11 protein-coding genes are annotated in these 14,401 nt (G+C 74.7%); 6 read left to right on the top strand and 5 right to left on the bottom strand.

Annotated features, from left to right (window positions below):
- The coding region (locus AB0D10_RS23610) for a DEAD/DEAH box helicase (RefSeq protein ID WP_360259649.1) at nt 1-1,751 on the bottom strand (1,751 nt) is incomplete at its 3' end.
- Nucleotides 1,752-2,447: 696 nt separating this feature from the next.
- On the opposite strand from AB0D10_RS23610, the gene AB0D10_RS23605 reads away from it, so the two are divergent.
- Nucleotides 2,448-3,176: a ferritin-like fold-containing protein gene (locus AB0D10_RS23605; RefSeq protein WP_360259584.1), complete on the top strand. Its 729-nt coding sequence runs from the start codon at nt 2,448-2,450 to the stop codon at nt 3,174-3,176.
- Nucleotides 3,177-3,197: 21 nt separating this feature from the next.
- On the opposite strand, the gene AB0D10_RS23600 is transcribed toward AB0D10_RS23605, so the two are convergent.
- The 3 genes from AB0D10_RS23600 to AB0D10_RS23590 all read right to left on the bottom strand — a co-directional run bounded on the left by AB0D10_RS23600 (nt 3,198) and on the right by AB0D10_RS23590 (nt 4,679).
- Nucleotides 3,198-3,524: a hypothetical protein gene (locus tag AB0D10_RS23600; RefSeq protein ID WP_360259581.1), complete on the bottom strand. Its 327-nt coding sequence runs from the start codon at nt 3,522-3,524 to the stop codon at nt 3,198-3,200.
- 136 nt (nt 3,525-3,660) lie between these two features.
- A complete protein-coding gene (locus tag AB0D10_RS23595; protein WP_360259579.1) occupies nt 3,661-3,888 on the bottom strand; it encodes a DUF3107 domain-containing protein in 228 nt (75 codons plus the stop codon).
- A 131-nt stretch (nt 3,889-4,019) separates the two neighbouring features.
- Nucleotides 4,020-4,679 carry a TetR/AcrR family transcriptional regulator gene (locus tag AB0D10_RS23590; protein WP_360259576.1) on the bottom strand — a complete coding sequence of 220 codons (660 nt, stop codon included), beginning with the start codon at nt 4,677-4,679 and terminating at the stop codon, nt 4,020-4,022.
- A gap of 220 nt (nt 4,680-4,899) precedes the next feature.
- Here AB0D10_RS23590 and AB0D10_RS23585 point away from each other — a divergent pair, with 220 nt between their 5' ends.
- The 5 genes from AB0D10_RS23585 to moeZ all read left to right on the top strand — a co-directional run bounded on the left by AB0D10_RS23585 (nt 4,900) and on the right by moeZ (nt 11,513).
- Entirely contained in the window at nt 4,900-5,802 is a 903-nt protein-coding gene (locus tag AB0D10_RS23585; protein WP_360259573.1) for an alpha/beta fold hydrolase, read from the top strand.
- Nucleotides 5,803-6,220: 418 nt separating this feature from the next.
- Entirely contained in the window at nt 6,221-7,825 is a 1,605-nt protein-coding gene (locus AB0D10_RS23580) for a DUF3492 domain-containing protein (protein WP_360259571.1), read from the top strand.
- Nucleotides 7,825-8,934 (top strand): hypothetical protein, encoded by a 1,110-nt coding sequence (locus AB0D10_RS23575; protein WP_360259569.1) that lies wholly within the window; start codon nt 7,825-7,827, stop codon nt 8,932-8,934. The genes AB0D10_RS23580 and AB0D10_RS23575 overlap by 1 nt, the downstream gene beginning before the upstream one ends.
- A gap of 156 nt (nt 8,935-9,090) precedes the next feature.
- Entirely contained in the window at nt 9,091-10,101 is a 1,011-nt protein-coding gene (locus tag AB0D10_RS23570) for an NAD-dependent epimerase/dehydratase family protein (RefSeq protein WP_360259567.1), read from the top strand.
- 233 nt (nt 10,102-10,334) lie between these two features.
- A complete protein-coding gene (gene moeZ / locus AB0D10_RS23565) occupies nt 10,335-11,513 on the top strand; it encodes an adenylyltransferase/sulfurtransferase MoeZ (protein WP_360259564.1) in 1,179 nt (392 codons plus the stop codon).
- A gap of 77 nt (nt 11,514-11,590) precedes the next feature.
- Here moeZ and AB0D10_RS23560 read toward each other — a convergent pair whose 3' ends face one another.
- Nucleotides 11,591-14,350 carry a flippase-like domain-containing protein gene (locus AB0D10_RS23560; RefSeq protein ID WP_360259562.1) on the bottom strand — a complete coding sequence of 920 codons (2,760 nt, stop codon included), beginning with the start codon at nt 14,348-14,350 and terminating at the stop codon, nt 11,591-11,593.
- Between the last annotated feature and the right edge of the window lie 51 nt (nt 14,351-14,401).

The following is a 14,401-nucleotide window of genomic DNA, read 5'->3' as shown; positions in this document are numbered from 1 at the left end:
ACCTCGGCAACAGCCTCGACGGCCTCGGCCTTCGGCTTGCGGGTGCGCTTGCGCGGGGCGGGCTTCTCCTCGGCCGGAGCCTCGGCGACGACGGCCTCGGCAACAGCCTCGGTGACGACGACCTCGGCAACAGCCTCGACGGCCTCGGCCTTCGGCTTGCGGGTGCGCTTGCGCGGGGCGGGCTTCTCCTCGGCCGGAGCCTCGGCGACGACGGCCGCGACGGCCTCGGCGACGACCGCCTCGGCGGCCTCCACGACCTCGACGGCCGCAGCCGCCTCGCCGGCGGCGCCACCGCGCGAGCGGCGACGGCGGCGGCGCGGGGCGGCCTCGCCCTCGGTGCCCTCGACGGCCGGGGCCGGAGCCGCGGCGGCGTCGGTCACGGTGACCGCGGCCGCGCCCTCGCCGACCGCCGAGCCCCGACGGGTGCGGCGGCGCTCACGGGTGCGGCGCGGCTTCTGCTCCTCGGCCTCGGCCTCGGCCGGGGCGGCGGCCGGACGGCCGGGGCCGCCCTGCGCGGGGCGACCGCGGCCGGCCCGGCCGGAGCGGCTGCCGCGTCCGCCGGTCTCGCCGAGGTCCTCGACCTCCTCCGCGTTGAGGCCCGCGCGGGTGCGCTCCGAGCGCGGCAGGACACCCTTGGTGCCCGGCGCGATCTTCAGCAGCTCGTACAGGTGCGGCGAGGTGGAGTAGGTCTCCTCCGGGTCGTTGAACGGCAGGTCCAGCGCCTTGTTGATCAGCTGCCAGCGCGGGATGTCGTCCCAGTCGACCAGGGTGACGGCGGTGCCGGAGGCACCGGCCCGGCCGGTGCGGCCGATCCGGTGCAGGTAGGTCTTCTCGTCCTCGGGGCACTGGTAGTTGATGACGTGCGTGACGCCCTCGACGTCGATGCCGCGGGCGGCGACGTCGGTGCAGACGAGCACGTCCACCTTGCCGTTGCGGAAGGCCCGCAGGGCCTGCTCGCGGGCGCCCTGGCCGAGGTCGCCGTGGACCGCGCCGGCCGCGAAGCCGCGCTGGGTCAGCTGGTCGGAGACGTCGGCGGCGGTGCGCTTGGTGCGGCAGAAGATCATCGCCAGCCCGCGGCCGTCGGCCTGCAGGATGCGCGAGACCATCTCGACCTTGTCGAGCGAGTGCGCACGGAAGATGTGCTGCTCGATGTTGGCGACGGTGGTGCCGGTGTCGTCCGGGGCGGTGGCCCGGATGTGGGTCGGCTGGCTCATGTACCGGCGGGCGAGGTTGATGACCTGGCCCGGCATGGTGGCCGAGAACAGCAGGGTCTGCCGCTTGGCCGGCAGCATGGTGATGATCTTCTCGACGTCCGGCAGGAAGCCGAGGTCGAGCATCTCGTCGGCCTCGTCGAGGACCAGCGAGCGGACCTGGGACAGGTTCAGCTTCTTCTGTCCGGCCAGGTCGAGCAGTCGGCCCGGGGTGCCGACCACGATGTCGACGCCCTTGGTGAGCGCCTCCACCTGCGGTTCGTACGCCCGGCCGCCGTAGACGGCGAGGACGCGCACGTTGCGGACCTTGCCGGCGGTCTGCAGGTCGTTGGTGACCTGGGTGCAGAGCTCGCGGGTCGGGACGACGATCAGCGCCTGCGGGAAGTCGGTGAGCTGCTCCTCGGTGGCCCGGCCGGCGTCCACGTCGGCGCGCACGGTGACGCGCTCGATCAGCGGCAGACCGAAACCGAGGGTCTTGCCGGTGCCGGTCTTGGCCTGGCCGATGACGTCGTGGCCGGTCAGCGCGACCGGGAGGGTCATCTCCTGGATGGGGAAGGGGTGGACGATGCCGACGGACTCGAGGGCCTCGGCGGTCTCCGGGAGGATCCCCAGGTCCCGGAAGGTCGTCTTGATGGGTTCAGCGGTGGTGGACAGGGTGCTGCCTCTTCCGTGTGGAGGGGCCGAGAGCGAGCGGCGGGCGGGCAGCCGCGCGGCTGCGTACGGGCCTGTGCGGCCCCGAATACAGCTGCGCGGACGCACAACCGCGCCGGTCCCTGCGGCCGGCCGGTGCGCGCTGCCCCGGTGCGGGGGCGCGTCGCCGGCGGCGTCGGGGAGGATTCCCGTGAGGGACCTGCGCGGGACCTCCGCCAGGGGGCGTGGTCTCGGCGGCCCTCGCTCGGCCACTGATGCGGTGCCAAGGCTTGAAGTCCAAGCCATGGTCGGAGCCGATCGGCTCTCCGACCGGGCATCCGCGTACGTGAGTACCCGTGCCTCCGGTGCGGACACGTCCGGCTGGACGGTGCCGCTTGGGAGCGGGCTTGCGCGGGTACCGAGACGGCGGTCACACCGTGCGAGCACGACGGGGCTCCGTACCACCATACAGTCAGGCGACGACTCGAACACGTGACGCGTCTGACATTGCCCCCGGCGACGACCGCGGGATCGGGCGATCCGGCCGGTCACCGGGCTGCGGCGGGTGGTGGGGGCGGCGGCCGTGCGGGACTAAGCTGGCAGGTCATGGAGACCCATGGTGAGACGCAGGACACCGCGGCCGGCTCGATCGGCGACTGGGCCGCGTGCTCGGCCGACCCCGGCTACCGGGCGGCGGTGCTGGATCTGCTCGGCGCGCTCGCCTACGGCGAGCTGAGCGCCTTCGAGCGGCTCGCCGAGGACGCCAAGCTGGCGCCAGACCTCGCCGACAAGGCGGCCCTGGCCCGGATGGCCTCCGCCGAGTTCCAGCACTACCAGCGCCTGCACGACCGGCTCGCCGAGATCGGCGCCGACCCGCAGGAGGCGATGCGGCCGTTCGTCGAGCCGCTGGAGCTCTTCCACCGGATGACGGCGCCCTCGGACTGGCTGGAGGGCCTGGTCAAGGCCTACGTCGGCGACGCCATTGCGACCGACTTCTACCGCGAGGTGGCCGTCCGGCTGGACGACGACACCCGCGACCTGGTGCTCGGCGTCATGTCCGACACCGGCCACGCCCAGTTCGCCGTCGACAAGGTGCGCGAGGCGATCGAGGCCGACCCGCGGTCCGGCGGCCGGCTCGCGCTGTGGGGCCGGCGGCTGATGGGCGAGGCGCTCAGCCAGGCGCAGCGGGTGGTCGCCGAGCGTGACGCGCTGTCCAACCTGCTGGTCGGCGGCGTCCGGGTGCAGGGCTTCGACCTGGTCGAGGTCGGCAAGATGTTCAACCGGATCACCGAGGCGCACACCAAGCGGATGGCCGCCCTGGGCCTGGCCAGCTGACCGGCCGCGCCCCGACGACGGCTACGCCGGCCGGTGCCGCCGCGGCGCGCGGTGGGCGCCGGTCCGGTGCGGGTGGTGCCGGTGCGCCGGGGCCCGCCCGTCGGCGAGGTCCGGCCGGGCCAGCAGCGAGGTGAGCACGCCGGAGGTCAGCGCCGAGGCCGCCACGGACACCGCGGGGTGGCGCCCGTCCAGGCAGAAGTGCGCCACCACCCCGCCGAACAGGGCGGAGGCCAGTGCGGTGCCGACCGTCAGCGCGCGGGCGGCCCGGTAGTACGAGGGCAGGGCCAGCAGTGCGGCGCCGGCCGTGGCCAGGCCGATCAGGGTGAAGACGATCGACTCGACCAGCAAGACTGCCTCCCCGGGGGACGGGCCGCGGCGCCGGTGCCGCACCTGTCGCCGTACCCCGCCCCACCCGGCCGTACACGCAGCGGTGCCCCGCTCCCTCGCGGGAACGGGGCACCGGAACGCGTGCTCGGGCGGCGCCTCAGAGGGTGCCGAAGCCGACCTTGCGGACGGCCTGCTCGCCGATCTCCACGTACGCCAGGCGCTCGGCCGGGACGATGACGCGGCGGCCGTGCTCGTCGGTCAGGGTGAGGAGCTTCTCGGGGCCCTCCAGCGCCTTCGCGACCGCGCTCTGGACCTCATCGGCAGTCTGCGAGCTCTCGATCACGATCTCGCGCGGCGCGTTCTGCACGCCGATCTTGACCTCCACGGCTTCCGTCCCTCCGGGGTTGCAGCCTCCACGCGCGGGCACCAGACCGCCTGGAACAGGCGTTCGCGGCGACCGCGCCGTACGGCTTCACCATAGAGCACCGGATCACCGCCCAGGCGAAGGTCGCCGGATCACCCTTGGTGGGCACCCTCGCCGGGCTGGTCGCCCGGGTGCATCGGGAAGCCCTTCAGACCGCGCCAGGACAGGCTGGCGACCAGGCGAACCGCCTCGTCGCGGGGGATCTCAAGACCCTGCGACAGCCAGTACCGGGCGGTGATCTGGGCCAGGCCGCAGACCCCGGCGGCGAGCAGCTTGGACTCCGCCTCCGGCAGGTCGGTGTCCTCCTGGATCACCTTGCTGACCAGGGTCGCGCTCGCCTCGGAGGCCCGCTCGACGCGCTCGCGCACGGCCGGCTCGTTGGTCAGGTCCGACTCGAAGACCAGCCGGAAGGCGCCCGACTCGCTGGAGACGTAGTTGAAGTACGCCTCCATGGTGTTGGCCACGCGCTGCTTGTTGTCGGTGGTCGTCGACAGCGCGTGGCGGGTCGACTCGACCAGGGCGTCGCAGTGCTTGTCCAGCAGCGCCAGGTAGAGGTCCAGCTTCCCGGGGAAGTGCTGGTAGAGCACCGGCTTGCTGACCCCGGCGCGGTCGGCGATGTCGTCCATGGCGGCCGCGTGGTAGCCCTGCGCGACGAACACCTCCTGGGCGGCACCGAGCAGTTGTTCACGGCGGGCGCTTCGCGGCAGGCGGGCACCGCGCGGGCGCTCCTGCGCCTCCTGGATGGCCGTCACGGCGCTCCTCACTTCGGGTCTGTTCGGGGCTGGCAAGATGGCCGATTCTACTTTTCGGTAACCGCGCCCGCGTTCGGCGAAGGCGAGAAAAGACGGTCGGCCTTGTTGTCAGGAGCCCACAATACGGCGCTGACCTCGGCCTCGGCAGTGGTGCGACAGAGGCAAGGAACGGCCGACCGTCCCGGGTGCTCCGGCCCTCGGCTCACTACCATCGTCCACCATGAGCAGCGCTGAGCAGCAGGTACGTACGGTCGAGGTCCCCGGGGCGGTGCTCGCGGTGCACCGCCCCGCCGACGACGGGCCCGCCGGCGGGCGCGAACCCGGCTTCTTCGTGCACGGGCTCGGCGGCTCGGCCGCCAACTGGACGGCCCTGATGGACCGGCTCTCCGGCCTGGTCGACGGCGAGGCCGTGGACCTGCCCGGCTTCGGCCGCTCCCACCCGCCCACCGACGGCAACCTCACCCTCTCCGGCCACGTCCGCGCGGTGATCGGCTGCCTGGAGGCCGCCGACCGCGGCCCGGTCCACCTGTTCGGCAACTCCCTCGGCGGCGCGGTCGCCGTGCGGCTCGCCGCGCTCCGCCCGGACCTGGTGCGCAGCCTCACCCTGGTCTCGCCGGCCCTGCCCGAACTCCCCCCGCAGCGCTCCGCCTGGCCGACCGGCCTGCTCGCGGTGCCCGGGGTGCCCGCGGTGCTGCGCCGGCTGGCCGCCAACGGGCGCGACATCGAGGCCGCCACCGAGGACCTGCTGCGGCTGGTCTACGGCGACCCGACCGGCCTGAGCCCGGCCGCCCGGGCCGAGGCCGTCGCCGAGTACCGGCGCCGGCTGGAGGTGCCGCACGCGATGCCGGCGCTGATCGGCTCGGCCCGCGGCATCGTCTCGGCGTACACCGAGCGCGGCGACCAGGCGCTGTGGCGGCAGGCCGAGCAGGTGAGGGTGCCGGTGCTGCTGGTGTACGGGCTGCGCGACAAGCTGGTCTCCTACCGCTCGGCCCGCCGTGCCTGCGCGGCCTTCGCGGACGCCCGGCTGCTGGTGCTGCCGGAGTCGGGGCACGTGGCGATGATGGAGCACCCCGACGAGGTCGCCCGCGCCGTGCGGGAGCTGATCGCGCACGCCGCCGGCTGAGCCCGCCGGGAGCGGGTATCACGGGCGGCCGCGCGTACCGCCCGGTAACGGCCCGGTTCGGGTCGAGGTCACGGCGTTTCACTCGTTCAGGTGGCAGCCAGGCATGTGACCGATGGATTGCCCGGGGCCGGTCCTACCTTTCTGCTGTCGGACCGAACAGGTGTGGGGGAACCGCGGCCGCCGGAGAAACCGGAGGGCGGCCGCGGCCGGGTTCCGGCGGGGCTCCCCAGGCCGCCGGAGCAGGCGGGCGCCCGGGGGAGCGGACCGCGGCACGGCCGCGGCCGCGCCGTCGGACCGCCGCGGCACCGGCCCGGCCGACCGGCTCCCCGGTCGCCGCGCGGGGGCGCCCCGGCCGCTCGGCCGTCCGTCGATCCGTCCGTGATCCGCCCGCGAATCCACTCTGCCCTGGAGGTCTCCCGTGCGCGTTGCCCTGCTCACCGAGGGTGCCCGTCCGTATTCCCAGCGTGGCGCCGGAGGCTGGTGCGACCGGCTGGCCCGGGGCCTGCCGGAGCACGACTTCGCGCTGTACCGGCTCAGCGGGGAACGGGGCCCGGGCGCCGTCGAGCGGCCGTCGCCGCTGTGGCGCGACGCCCGCGACCTGTCGATGTGGGGGCCCCGGCCGGCCGGGCGGGCGCCCGGTGCGCTGCGCAGACGCCGGTACGCCGGGGCGTACGAGGAGCTGGTGCGGGCACTGGTGCTGCCGGGGGAGCGGGCCGGCTTCGGCCCCGGGCTGTACCGGCTGGCGGTGCTGTCCGGCGAGGACGGCACGCTGCCCGCCTTCCTGGCCTCCGGGCACGCCCGCCGGATCCTGGAGCGGTCCTGGCGGCTGCCCGGCGCGGACACCTCGGCCGGACAGCCGCTGGTGTGCGACGTGCTGGTCGCGGCCGACCTGCTGGAGCAGTTCCTGCGGCCGCTGTCCGCGCCCTGGTACGGCACCGGCCCGGGCGGCCTCGGCGCGGCCGACCTGTGCCACGTGGTCGGCGGCGGGCTCGCCGCGCTGCCCGCGCTGGTCGCCCGGCACCTGCACGGGGTGCCGTTCGCCGTCACCGAGCACGGGCTGCACCTGCGCGAGCAGTACCTCGGCTACCGCGAGGCGCCCTACCGGTGGCCGGTGCGGGCGCTGCTGCTGTCCTTCTTCCGGGCGCTCACCGAGGAGACCTACCGGCAGGCGGCCGTGCTGACCCCCGGCAGCGTCCACGACCGGCAGTGGCAGCGCCGCTGCGGGGCCGACCCGGCGCGCACCCGGGTGGTGTACGAGGGGACGCCGGCGGTGGACCGCCCGGCCGCCGGGCCGGAGCCGGCCGCGCCGACCCTGGTGTGGGCGGGCGCGCTGGAGCCCGGCCGGCACCCCGAGCTGGCGCTGCACGCCTTCGCCCGGGTCCGCGAGGAACTGCCCGGTGTCCGCCTGGTCCTGTACGGCGAGGAGACGGCGCCCGGCTACCGGGCGTACTGCGCCGCGCTGGCCGAGCGGCTGGGGGTGGCCGCGGCGGTGGACTTCGCCGGGCGGCCGGCGTCGCTCGCGCAGGCCTGGGAGTCCGGCACGGTGGTCGTCTTCTCGGCGCTCTCCCAGCGCGCCCCCCGGCTGCTCGCGGACGCGATGCTCAGCGGCCGGGCGGTGGTGTCCACCGACGTCGGGGTGGCCCGCGAGGTGGTCGGGCCGACCGGTCTGCTGGTGCCCGCCCGCGATCTGCGCGCCCTGGCGGGCGCCTGCCTGGCGTTGCTGCGCGACGAGGAGCGGCGGGCCCGGCTCGGGCTGGCCGGGCGACTGCGGGCACAGGAACGCTTCGCCGTCGAGCCGGTCATAGGCGCCTTCCGGGAGATCTACCTGGAGCTGGTCTCGCAGTACCCGGCCTTCCCCGGCGGCGGGGGCGGCGGCGAGGGCGGTCCGGTGCCGCGGCCGTTCGCCCGCCCCGCCGAGTACTGGCTGGCGGGCGGACGGGCGGGCGCCCCCGGCGACGACGGGGACTCCGGCGCGCGGCAGCCGGCCGAGCGGGAGCCCGCCGCGCTCGCGGAGGCCGTCTGATGTCCGGCGCCGCGGCGCCCGGCAGCAGCGCGGACCCGGTGCGCGAGGTCATGACGGAGCACCGCGAGCTGTGCGAGCGCGCCGTCGACCCGCTGGAGATCGCCGCCGGGCTGGAGGAGGCCGGGCTCGGCCCGGACGCCGCCGCCCGTTGCCGGCATGCCGACCTGTTCTCGCTCGCCGACGAGCTGTACGCCCGGGTGCCCCGCCGCCCGCCGGAGCCCGGGCCGGTCCGGCCGGGGCGGCGCGGGACCGCGGGCCGGGCGGCGCTGACCGCCGCCGCGCTGGCCGCGCTGCCCTGCGCGGGGGTGGCCGCGCTCGGTGCGCGCTGGCCGGTGCTGCTGCCCGCCGCCGTGCCGCTGGTGCTGCTGCCCGCGCTGACCACGCTGACCACGCCGCGGGACGAGCCGGGACCGCCGTCCGCCGGGCCGTTCCGTCCGGCGGACGTGCTCGGGCCGGCGCCGCAGCCGGGCGGGCCGGCCGGCTCCCGCAGGGGACCGGCCGCGCCGGGACACGGGTCGGGACGGGGACTGGGGCTGGCCGGGCTGCTGCTGCTCCCGCCGGCCGTACCGGGCGGGGACCGGCCGTTGACCGTCGCGCTGGTGCTCGCGGCGGCGGTGTCGGCCGGGTCGGCCGAGTGGGCGGCCCGCTGGTACCGGCAGGTTGGCCGCGGTCACCTCGGCACGGCGGGGACGCTGGCGGAGTTCCGGTCCCGGATGCGGCCGGTGCTGCCGGTCGCGGTCGCCCTGCACCTGGCGGTGCTCGCGGTGCTGACCTTCGCCGCCCTGGCCGTGCTGGCCGTCGTCGCACCGCGCCCGGGGCCGGGGCACGACGGCGGGCTGCTGCACCTGGCGGCCGAGCGGGCCGGCCCCGCGCCGTGGGCGGCGCAGGGCGTGCTGGGCCTGCTGCTGGTGCTGCCCGCGCTGCTGGCGCGCTGCGACCGGCCGGCGGCGGCAGCGGTGGGCGCGCTGGCCGGGCCCGCCGCGACGCTCGGGCTGCTCGCCCTGGGCCGCTCGCTGCCGTCGGCCCTCCTGCTCGGCGGCGGTGCCGTCGCGGCGGCGCTGCTGGCGTACGCCTGGGCGGTGCTCGGCCGGGCCGGCGCGCACCGCTGACCCGCCGCGTCGTCCGCGGCCCCGATCCGTTCGGCGACCCCGGTCCGCTCCGTGGTCCCGGTCCCGAACTCCGATCCCCGATCTGCGTTTCGTCCGTTCGTTGATTTCAGTCCGCCAGGTCGTCTCCCGACCTCGCTTCGTGGAAGGACACCCCCGATGAGGGTGCTGCTGCTGGGCGCCGACGGCTTCATCGGCCGCCGGGTCACCGACCGTCTGCTGATGGACCAGGAGTTGCAGGTGACGGTGCTCGGCCGGCGCGACTCGGCCGACATCCGCTTCGACCTGACCGCCGGGAGCCCGGGTGCGCTGGCCCGCTTCCTGGACGCGGTCGCGCCACAGGTGGTGATCAACTGCGCGGGCGCCACCTACGGCAGCTCGCGCACCCTGATCCGGTCGAACACGCTGGCCGTCGCGACGGTCTGCGAGGCGATCCGGCGCAGCCGGGAGCCGGCCCGGCTGGTGCACGTCGGTTCGGCCGCCGAGTACGGGCCGGTGCCCGGCGGGGTGCCGGTGTCGGAGCAGGCCGAGCCGCGGCCGGTCGGCCCGTACGGGGTGTCCAAGCTGGCCGGGACGGAGCTGGTGCTGGCCTCCGGGCTGGATGCGGCGGTGCTGCGGGTGTTCGACGTGGTGGGGCCCGGCGCGCCGACCGCCTCGCTGTTCGGACGGCTGGCCGAGGGGCTGCGGCGGGCGCTGGAGCGGGACGAGAACCAGGTGCGGATGCCGGACCTGTCCGGATACCGGGATTTCGTGGACGTGCGGGACGTCGCGCGGGCCATCCAGGCGGCGGCGGTGTCGGCCGCGACCGGGGTGGTCAACATCGGCAGCGGGCACGCCGTCCGGGCCCGGGACGCGGCCCAGCTGCTGGTGCGGGCCTCGGGCTTCGAGGGGTCGATCGTCGAGGAGAACCGGCAGGTCCTGCTGCCCGCGCAGGCGGTCGGCGCGGGCGGCGACCACCTGTCCGGCCACCATCACCACCAGCCCGGCCCGTACCTGCCGGGCCACCGGGCGGAGGGTCAGCGGCCGGAGGGCCGGGCGGTGCCGGGCGAGCCGGTGCCGTGGCGGCAGGCGGACGTCCGCACCGCCCGGGACCGTCTCGGATGGCGGACGCAGGTGCCGCTGGAGGAGTCGCTGGGGGACGTCTGGCTGGAGACGGCCTGCCGGGTCTGAGTGGTGCCGCGGGGATGTCCCGGGCCCCGGAAACACAGGCTCGGGGCGTCTGCGGGGGGTGCGGTGACCGGTCCCACGATCCGGCGCCGCCCGTCTCGCCCATCGGACGAGCTGTCTCGGAATACCGGTCGGGCGTGACACTGTTGGCCTAGACAGCCACCCGAGTGGCGGCGCAACAACCCCACACCGCGGCTGGCCCCGGCCACCCGAACAAGACACCCATCGGAGTCCCCGTGTCGTTGCCACCCCTGGTCGAGCCGGCCGACGAGCTCACCGTCGATGAGGTCCACCGGTACTCCCGCCACCTGATCATCCCCGACGTGGGCATGGCCGGGCAGAAGCGGCTGAAGAACGCCAAGGTGCTCTGTGTCGGTGCCGGCGGCCTCGGTTCGCCCGCCCTGCTGTACCTGGCCGCGGCCGGTGTCGGCACGCTGGGCATCGTCGAGTTCGACGTGGTGGACGAGTCGAACCTGCAGCGCCAGATCATCCACGGTCAGTCGGACGTCGGCCGCTCCAAGGCGGAGTCGGCGCGCGACTCGGTCAAGGAGATCAACCCCTACGTCGACGTGGTGCTGCACGAGGAGCGCCTCGACAACTCCAACGTCATGGAGATCTTCTCCGGCTACGACCTGATCGTGGACGGCACCGACAACTTCGCCACCCGGTACCTGGTGAACGACGCCGCGGTGCTGCTCGGCAAGCCGTACGTGTGGGGCTCGATCTACCGCTTCGACGGCCAGGCCAGCGTCTTCTGGGCCGAGCACGGCCCCTGCTACCGCTGCCTGTACCCGGAGGCCCCGCCGGCGGGCATGGTCCCCTCCTGCGCGGAGGGCGGCGTGCTGGGCGTGCTGTGCGCGTCCATCGGCTCGATCCAGGTCAACGAGGCGATCAAGCTGCTCGCGGGCATCGGCGACCCGCTGGTCGGCCGGCTGATGATCTACGACGCCCTGGAGATGAACTACCGCCAGGTGAAGGTCCGCAAGGACCCGAACTGCGCGGTCTGCGGGGAGAACCCGACGGTCACCGAGCTGATCGACTACGAGGCCTTCTGCGGCGTCGTGTCGGACGAGGCGCAGGCCGCCGCCATCGGCTCGACCGTCACCTCGCAGCAGCTGAAGCAGTGGCAGGACGACGAGGAGGACATCTACCTCATCGACGTCCGCGAGCCCGGCGAGTACGAGATCGTCAACATCCCCGGCGCGGTGCTGATCCCCAAGAACGAGTTCCTGATGGGCAACGCGCTGGAGAAGCTGCCGCAGGACAAGAAGATCGTGCTGCACTGCAAGTCGGGCGTGCGCTCGGCCGAGGTGCTGGCCGTGGTGAAGGCGGCGGGCTTCGCCAACGCCGTCCACCTCGGCGGCGGCGTGCTCGGCTGGGTGAACCAGATCGAGCCGCACAAGCCGGTCTACTAGGCCGCGCACGCGTAGGACGTGTACACGACGGAGGGCCCTGCCGATCGGCAGGGCCCTCCGTCGTGCGCCGGGGACCTTCAGAGCGCGTTCCTGCGCTGCAGCACGTTGTAGGCGATCCAACCCGGCAGGACCGGCAGCCAGAAGGTCAGCGCCCGGTAGAGGAAGACCGCCGGGGTGGCGACCGCGGGGGACACGTCCGCGACGGTGAGGGCGCCGATCAGGGCGACCTCGACCGGGCCGATGCCGCCCGGCGTGGGGATCGCCGAGCCGGCCGCGTTGGCGGTCAGGAAGACCACCGCGACCGCCGAGAAGCTGATGGTGCCGCCGAAGGCCTGCACCGAGAAGTCCAGGCAGGCGGTGAAGGAGAGGGTCAGCAGCAGGATGCCGCCGAAGCCGGTGACCAGTTTGCTGGGCGTCTGCATCAGGTCGAGCATCCGCGGCACCACGCCGAAGAACAGCGAGCGCAGCCGGCCGAGGACGAACCGGCGCAGCGGGGCGACGGCGGCCACCACCAGGGCGAGCACGGCGGCGCTCAGCACACCGATGATCACCGCGCGGGAGGCGGAGAGGTCGCCGTTGGTCTGGCTGCCGGTGATCAGGCCGAAGCTGAACAGCAGCAGCAGGTGCCCGGCCAGGCCCGCCAGCTGGGAGGCGCCGACCGAGGCGACCGCCTGGCCGGAGCGGATGCCGGCCTTCTGCAGGTAGCGGGTGTTCAGGGCGATGCCGCCGATCGCGGCGGGCGCGACCAGCTTGACGAAGGAGCCGGCCAGCTGGGCGGCGACGGTGCGCCGGAACGGCAGCCGCTCGGGGACGAAGCCGGTCAGGCTCATCGCGGCGGCGACGTAGCTGAAGGCGGCCGCGACCAGGGCGGCGGCCGCCCACGCCCAGTTCATCTGGGACAGCTTGAGCTGGGCCGGCTTGAGGGTGGTCAGGGCCAGGTAGGCGGCGAAGGTGAGCGCGATCACCATGATCAGCGTCTTCGGCTTCAGCCGTTCCAGCTTGGCCGGCTCCATCGGCGCCTCGGGGGCGATCTGCAGGATCTGGCCGCGGATGCGGCTCAGCAGGTCCTCGCCGGCCGCCGCGATGTCCTCCTCGGCCTGCTGCTGGGTGCGCTCGCCGGCCGCGACCTGCTCCAGGGCCCTGGCCCGGGCCGTGGCCTTGCGCTCCTTGCTCTGCTTGGCGAGGTCGACCCTGGTGGAGCGGCTCATCCCGACCGGCTGGAGCAGTGGCAGGGCCTGGGCGACCCGCTCGGCGCCGAGCACCGCGTTGGCGGTGGCCACGGCCCGCTCGGGGCCGATCCGCAGTGCGAAGGTGGTGAGCAGCTGGGCGACGTCGATGCGCAGGGTGAGGTCGGTGGCGGCGATGTCGCCGCCGGAGAGGTTGACCAGGCAGCCGGTCCGGTCGTCCACCACCAGCAGGGACTCGCCGGTCAGCCGGCGGTGGGCGATCCGCCGCTCGTGCAGGGCGCCCACCGACTGCCAGATCGAGGCCATCACCGGGTCGGTGACCTCGTCGTCGGCCAGCTCGTCGAGGGTGCGGCCCTCGACGTTCTCGTACACCAGGATCGCGGCGTCCGGGCCGAGTTCGGAGGTGGCGACCAGCTGCGGCGCGCAGGCGCCCGAGGCGGCCGCCGCGTACGCGATCAGGGCCTCCTGCTCCAGCGCCTGGCGCAGCGACTGCGGGCTGCGGCGCACCGCGACCGAGCGCAGCCGCAGCCGACGCCAGGCCCGGTAGAAGAAGCCGGAGGCCTGCTGCTCGCGGTCGACGATGTGGACGTCCAGGGGCGGGCCGCCCTGCTGGGTGACGTAGTAGCGGCGGGTGCCGCCGGGGGCGTCGGGGGCGCGGTGGGCCCCGTCCGGGGTGAAGCCGACCTTGCGCAGGCCGATCATCAGGTGCTGGCCGGTCGGGCGGATGTTGGGGGAGCCGATGGCGTACAGCGTGCCGTAGGCGACGGACCAGCCGATCAGCACCGTGAGCATCAGCGACAGCGGGGTGGTGTAGCCGCCGAGGAGTTCGGTGATGCCGCTGAAGACGACCACCACCCACAGGGCGACCCGCCAGCGCGGTCTGCTCGACATGCCGACGGCGGTCATGTAGGCGATCACCGGGGCGAGGTAGCCGTGCACCGGGTCGGTGAGGGTGCCGTTGCTGTCCAGCGGCAGCCGGGTCAGCGCGTCGCGGATGTGTTCGGAGGCGCCCTCGGCCACCCACCAGTCGATGCCGAGCGAGACGCCGTACGCGAGCACCGAGGCGAGCACGCCGTCGGCGACCCGCAGGCCGTCGCGTTTGATCAGCCGCTCGACGGCGAACGCCAGCGGTACGGCGAGCACCGCGACGCTGGAGACCAGGCCGGTGATGGTGGAGAGCACCGCCGAGAAGTGCGGCGCGTTGGTGGCGATGTCCTGTTCGATGCCGGTGGTGGTCGAGGTGGCGATGCCGGCGAGCACGAAGACGGCGACTATCCCGAAGACCCCGGCCAGGAAGCGGATCAGGTCGGACGGGCGGTGCGCGCGGGCGGCGAGCAGCGGCTCGTCGACGTCCAGGTGGGGGGCGTCGTCCAGCGGCTCCTGGTGGTCGGGCAGCGGTTCCGGGGCCGGGGCCGGCACCACCGGCTTCGGGGCCTCCGGCTCGGTGGCCTCCGGCGGGGCGGGCCGTTCGGTCGGCTCGGGGGCCGGCGCGGGCACGGGGGTCTTGATCGTCAGGTCCTTGATCAGGGAGACTTCCGGCGTCGGCCCGTGCTCGGGCCGGCCTTCCGTCCCGGCACCGGGTGCCGGGGGCACGGCGGCGGAGGACTCGTCGGAGTCCTTGTCCACGCCCACGTCAGCCGTCCCGGTCATCTGGTCTTGTCCTCGTATCACCACTCACCGCCCCGAAGATGGTGGCATGCC

The sequence above is a fragment of the Kitasatospora sp. NPDC048545 genome, from assembly GCF_040651155.1.
Lineage (GTDB): Bacteria > Actinomycetota > Actinomycetes > Streptomycetales > Streptomycetaceae > Kitasatospora.
This window is presented reverse-complemented; position numbering and strand designations above follow the sequence as displayed.

Excerpts from the sequence above, each read along its gene's own strand:
- AB0D10_RS23605 (WP_360259584.1), top strand. The coding sequence starts at position 2,448 with ATGGAGACCCATGGTGAGACGCAGGACACCGCGGCCGGCTCGATCGGC.
- AB0D10_RS23575 (WP_360259569.1), top strand. The coding sequence starts at position 7,825 with ATGTCCGGCGCCGCGGCGCCCGGCAGCAGCGCGGACCCGGTGCGCGAG.
- AB0D10_RS23570 (WP_360259567.1), top strand. The coding sequence starts at position 9,091 with ATGAGGGTGCTGCTGCTGGGCGCCGACGGCTTCATCGGCCGCCGGGTC.
- AB0D10_RS23560 (WP_360259562.1), bottom strand. The coding sequence starts at position 14,350 with ATGACCGGGACGGCTGACGTGGGCGTGGACAAGGACTCCGACGAGTCC.
- AB0D10_RS23585 (WP_360259573.1), top strand. The coding sequence starts at position 4,900 with ATGAGCAGCGCTGAGCAGCAGGTACGTACGGTCGAGGTCCCCGGGGCG.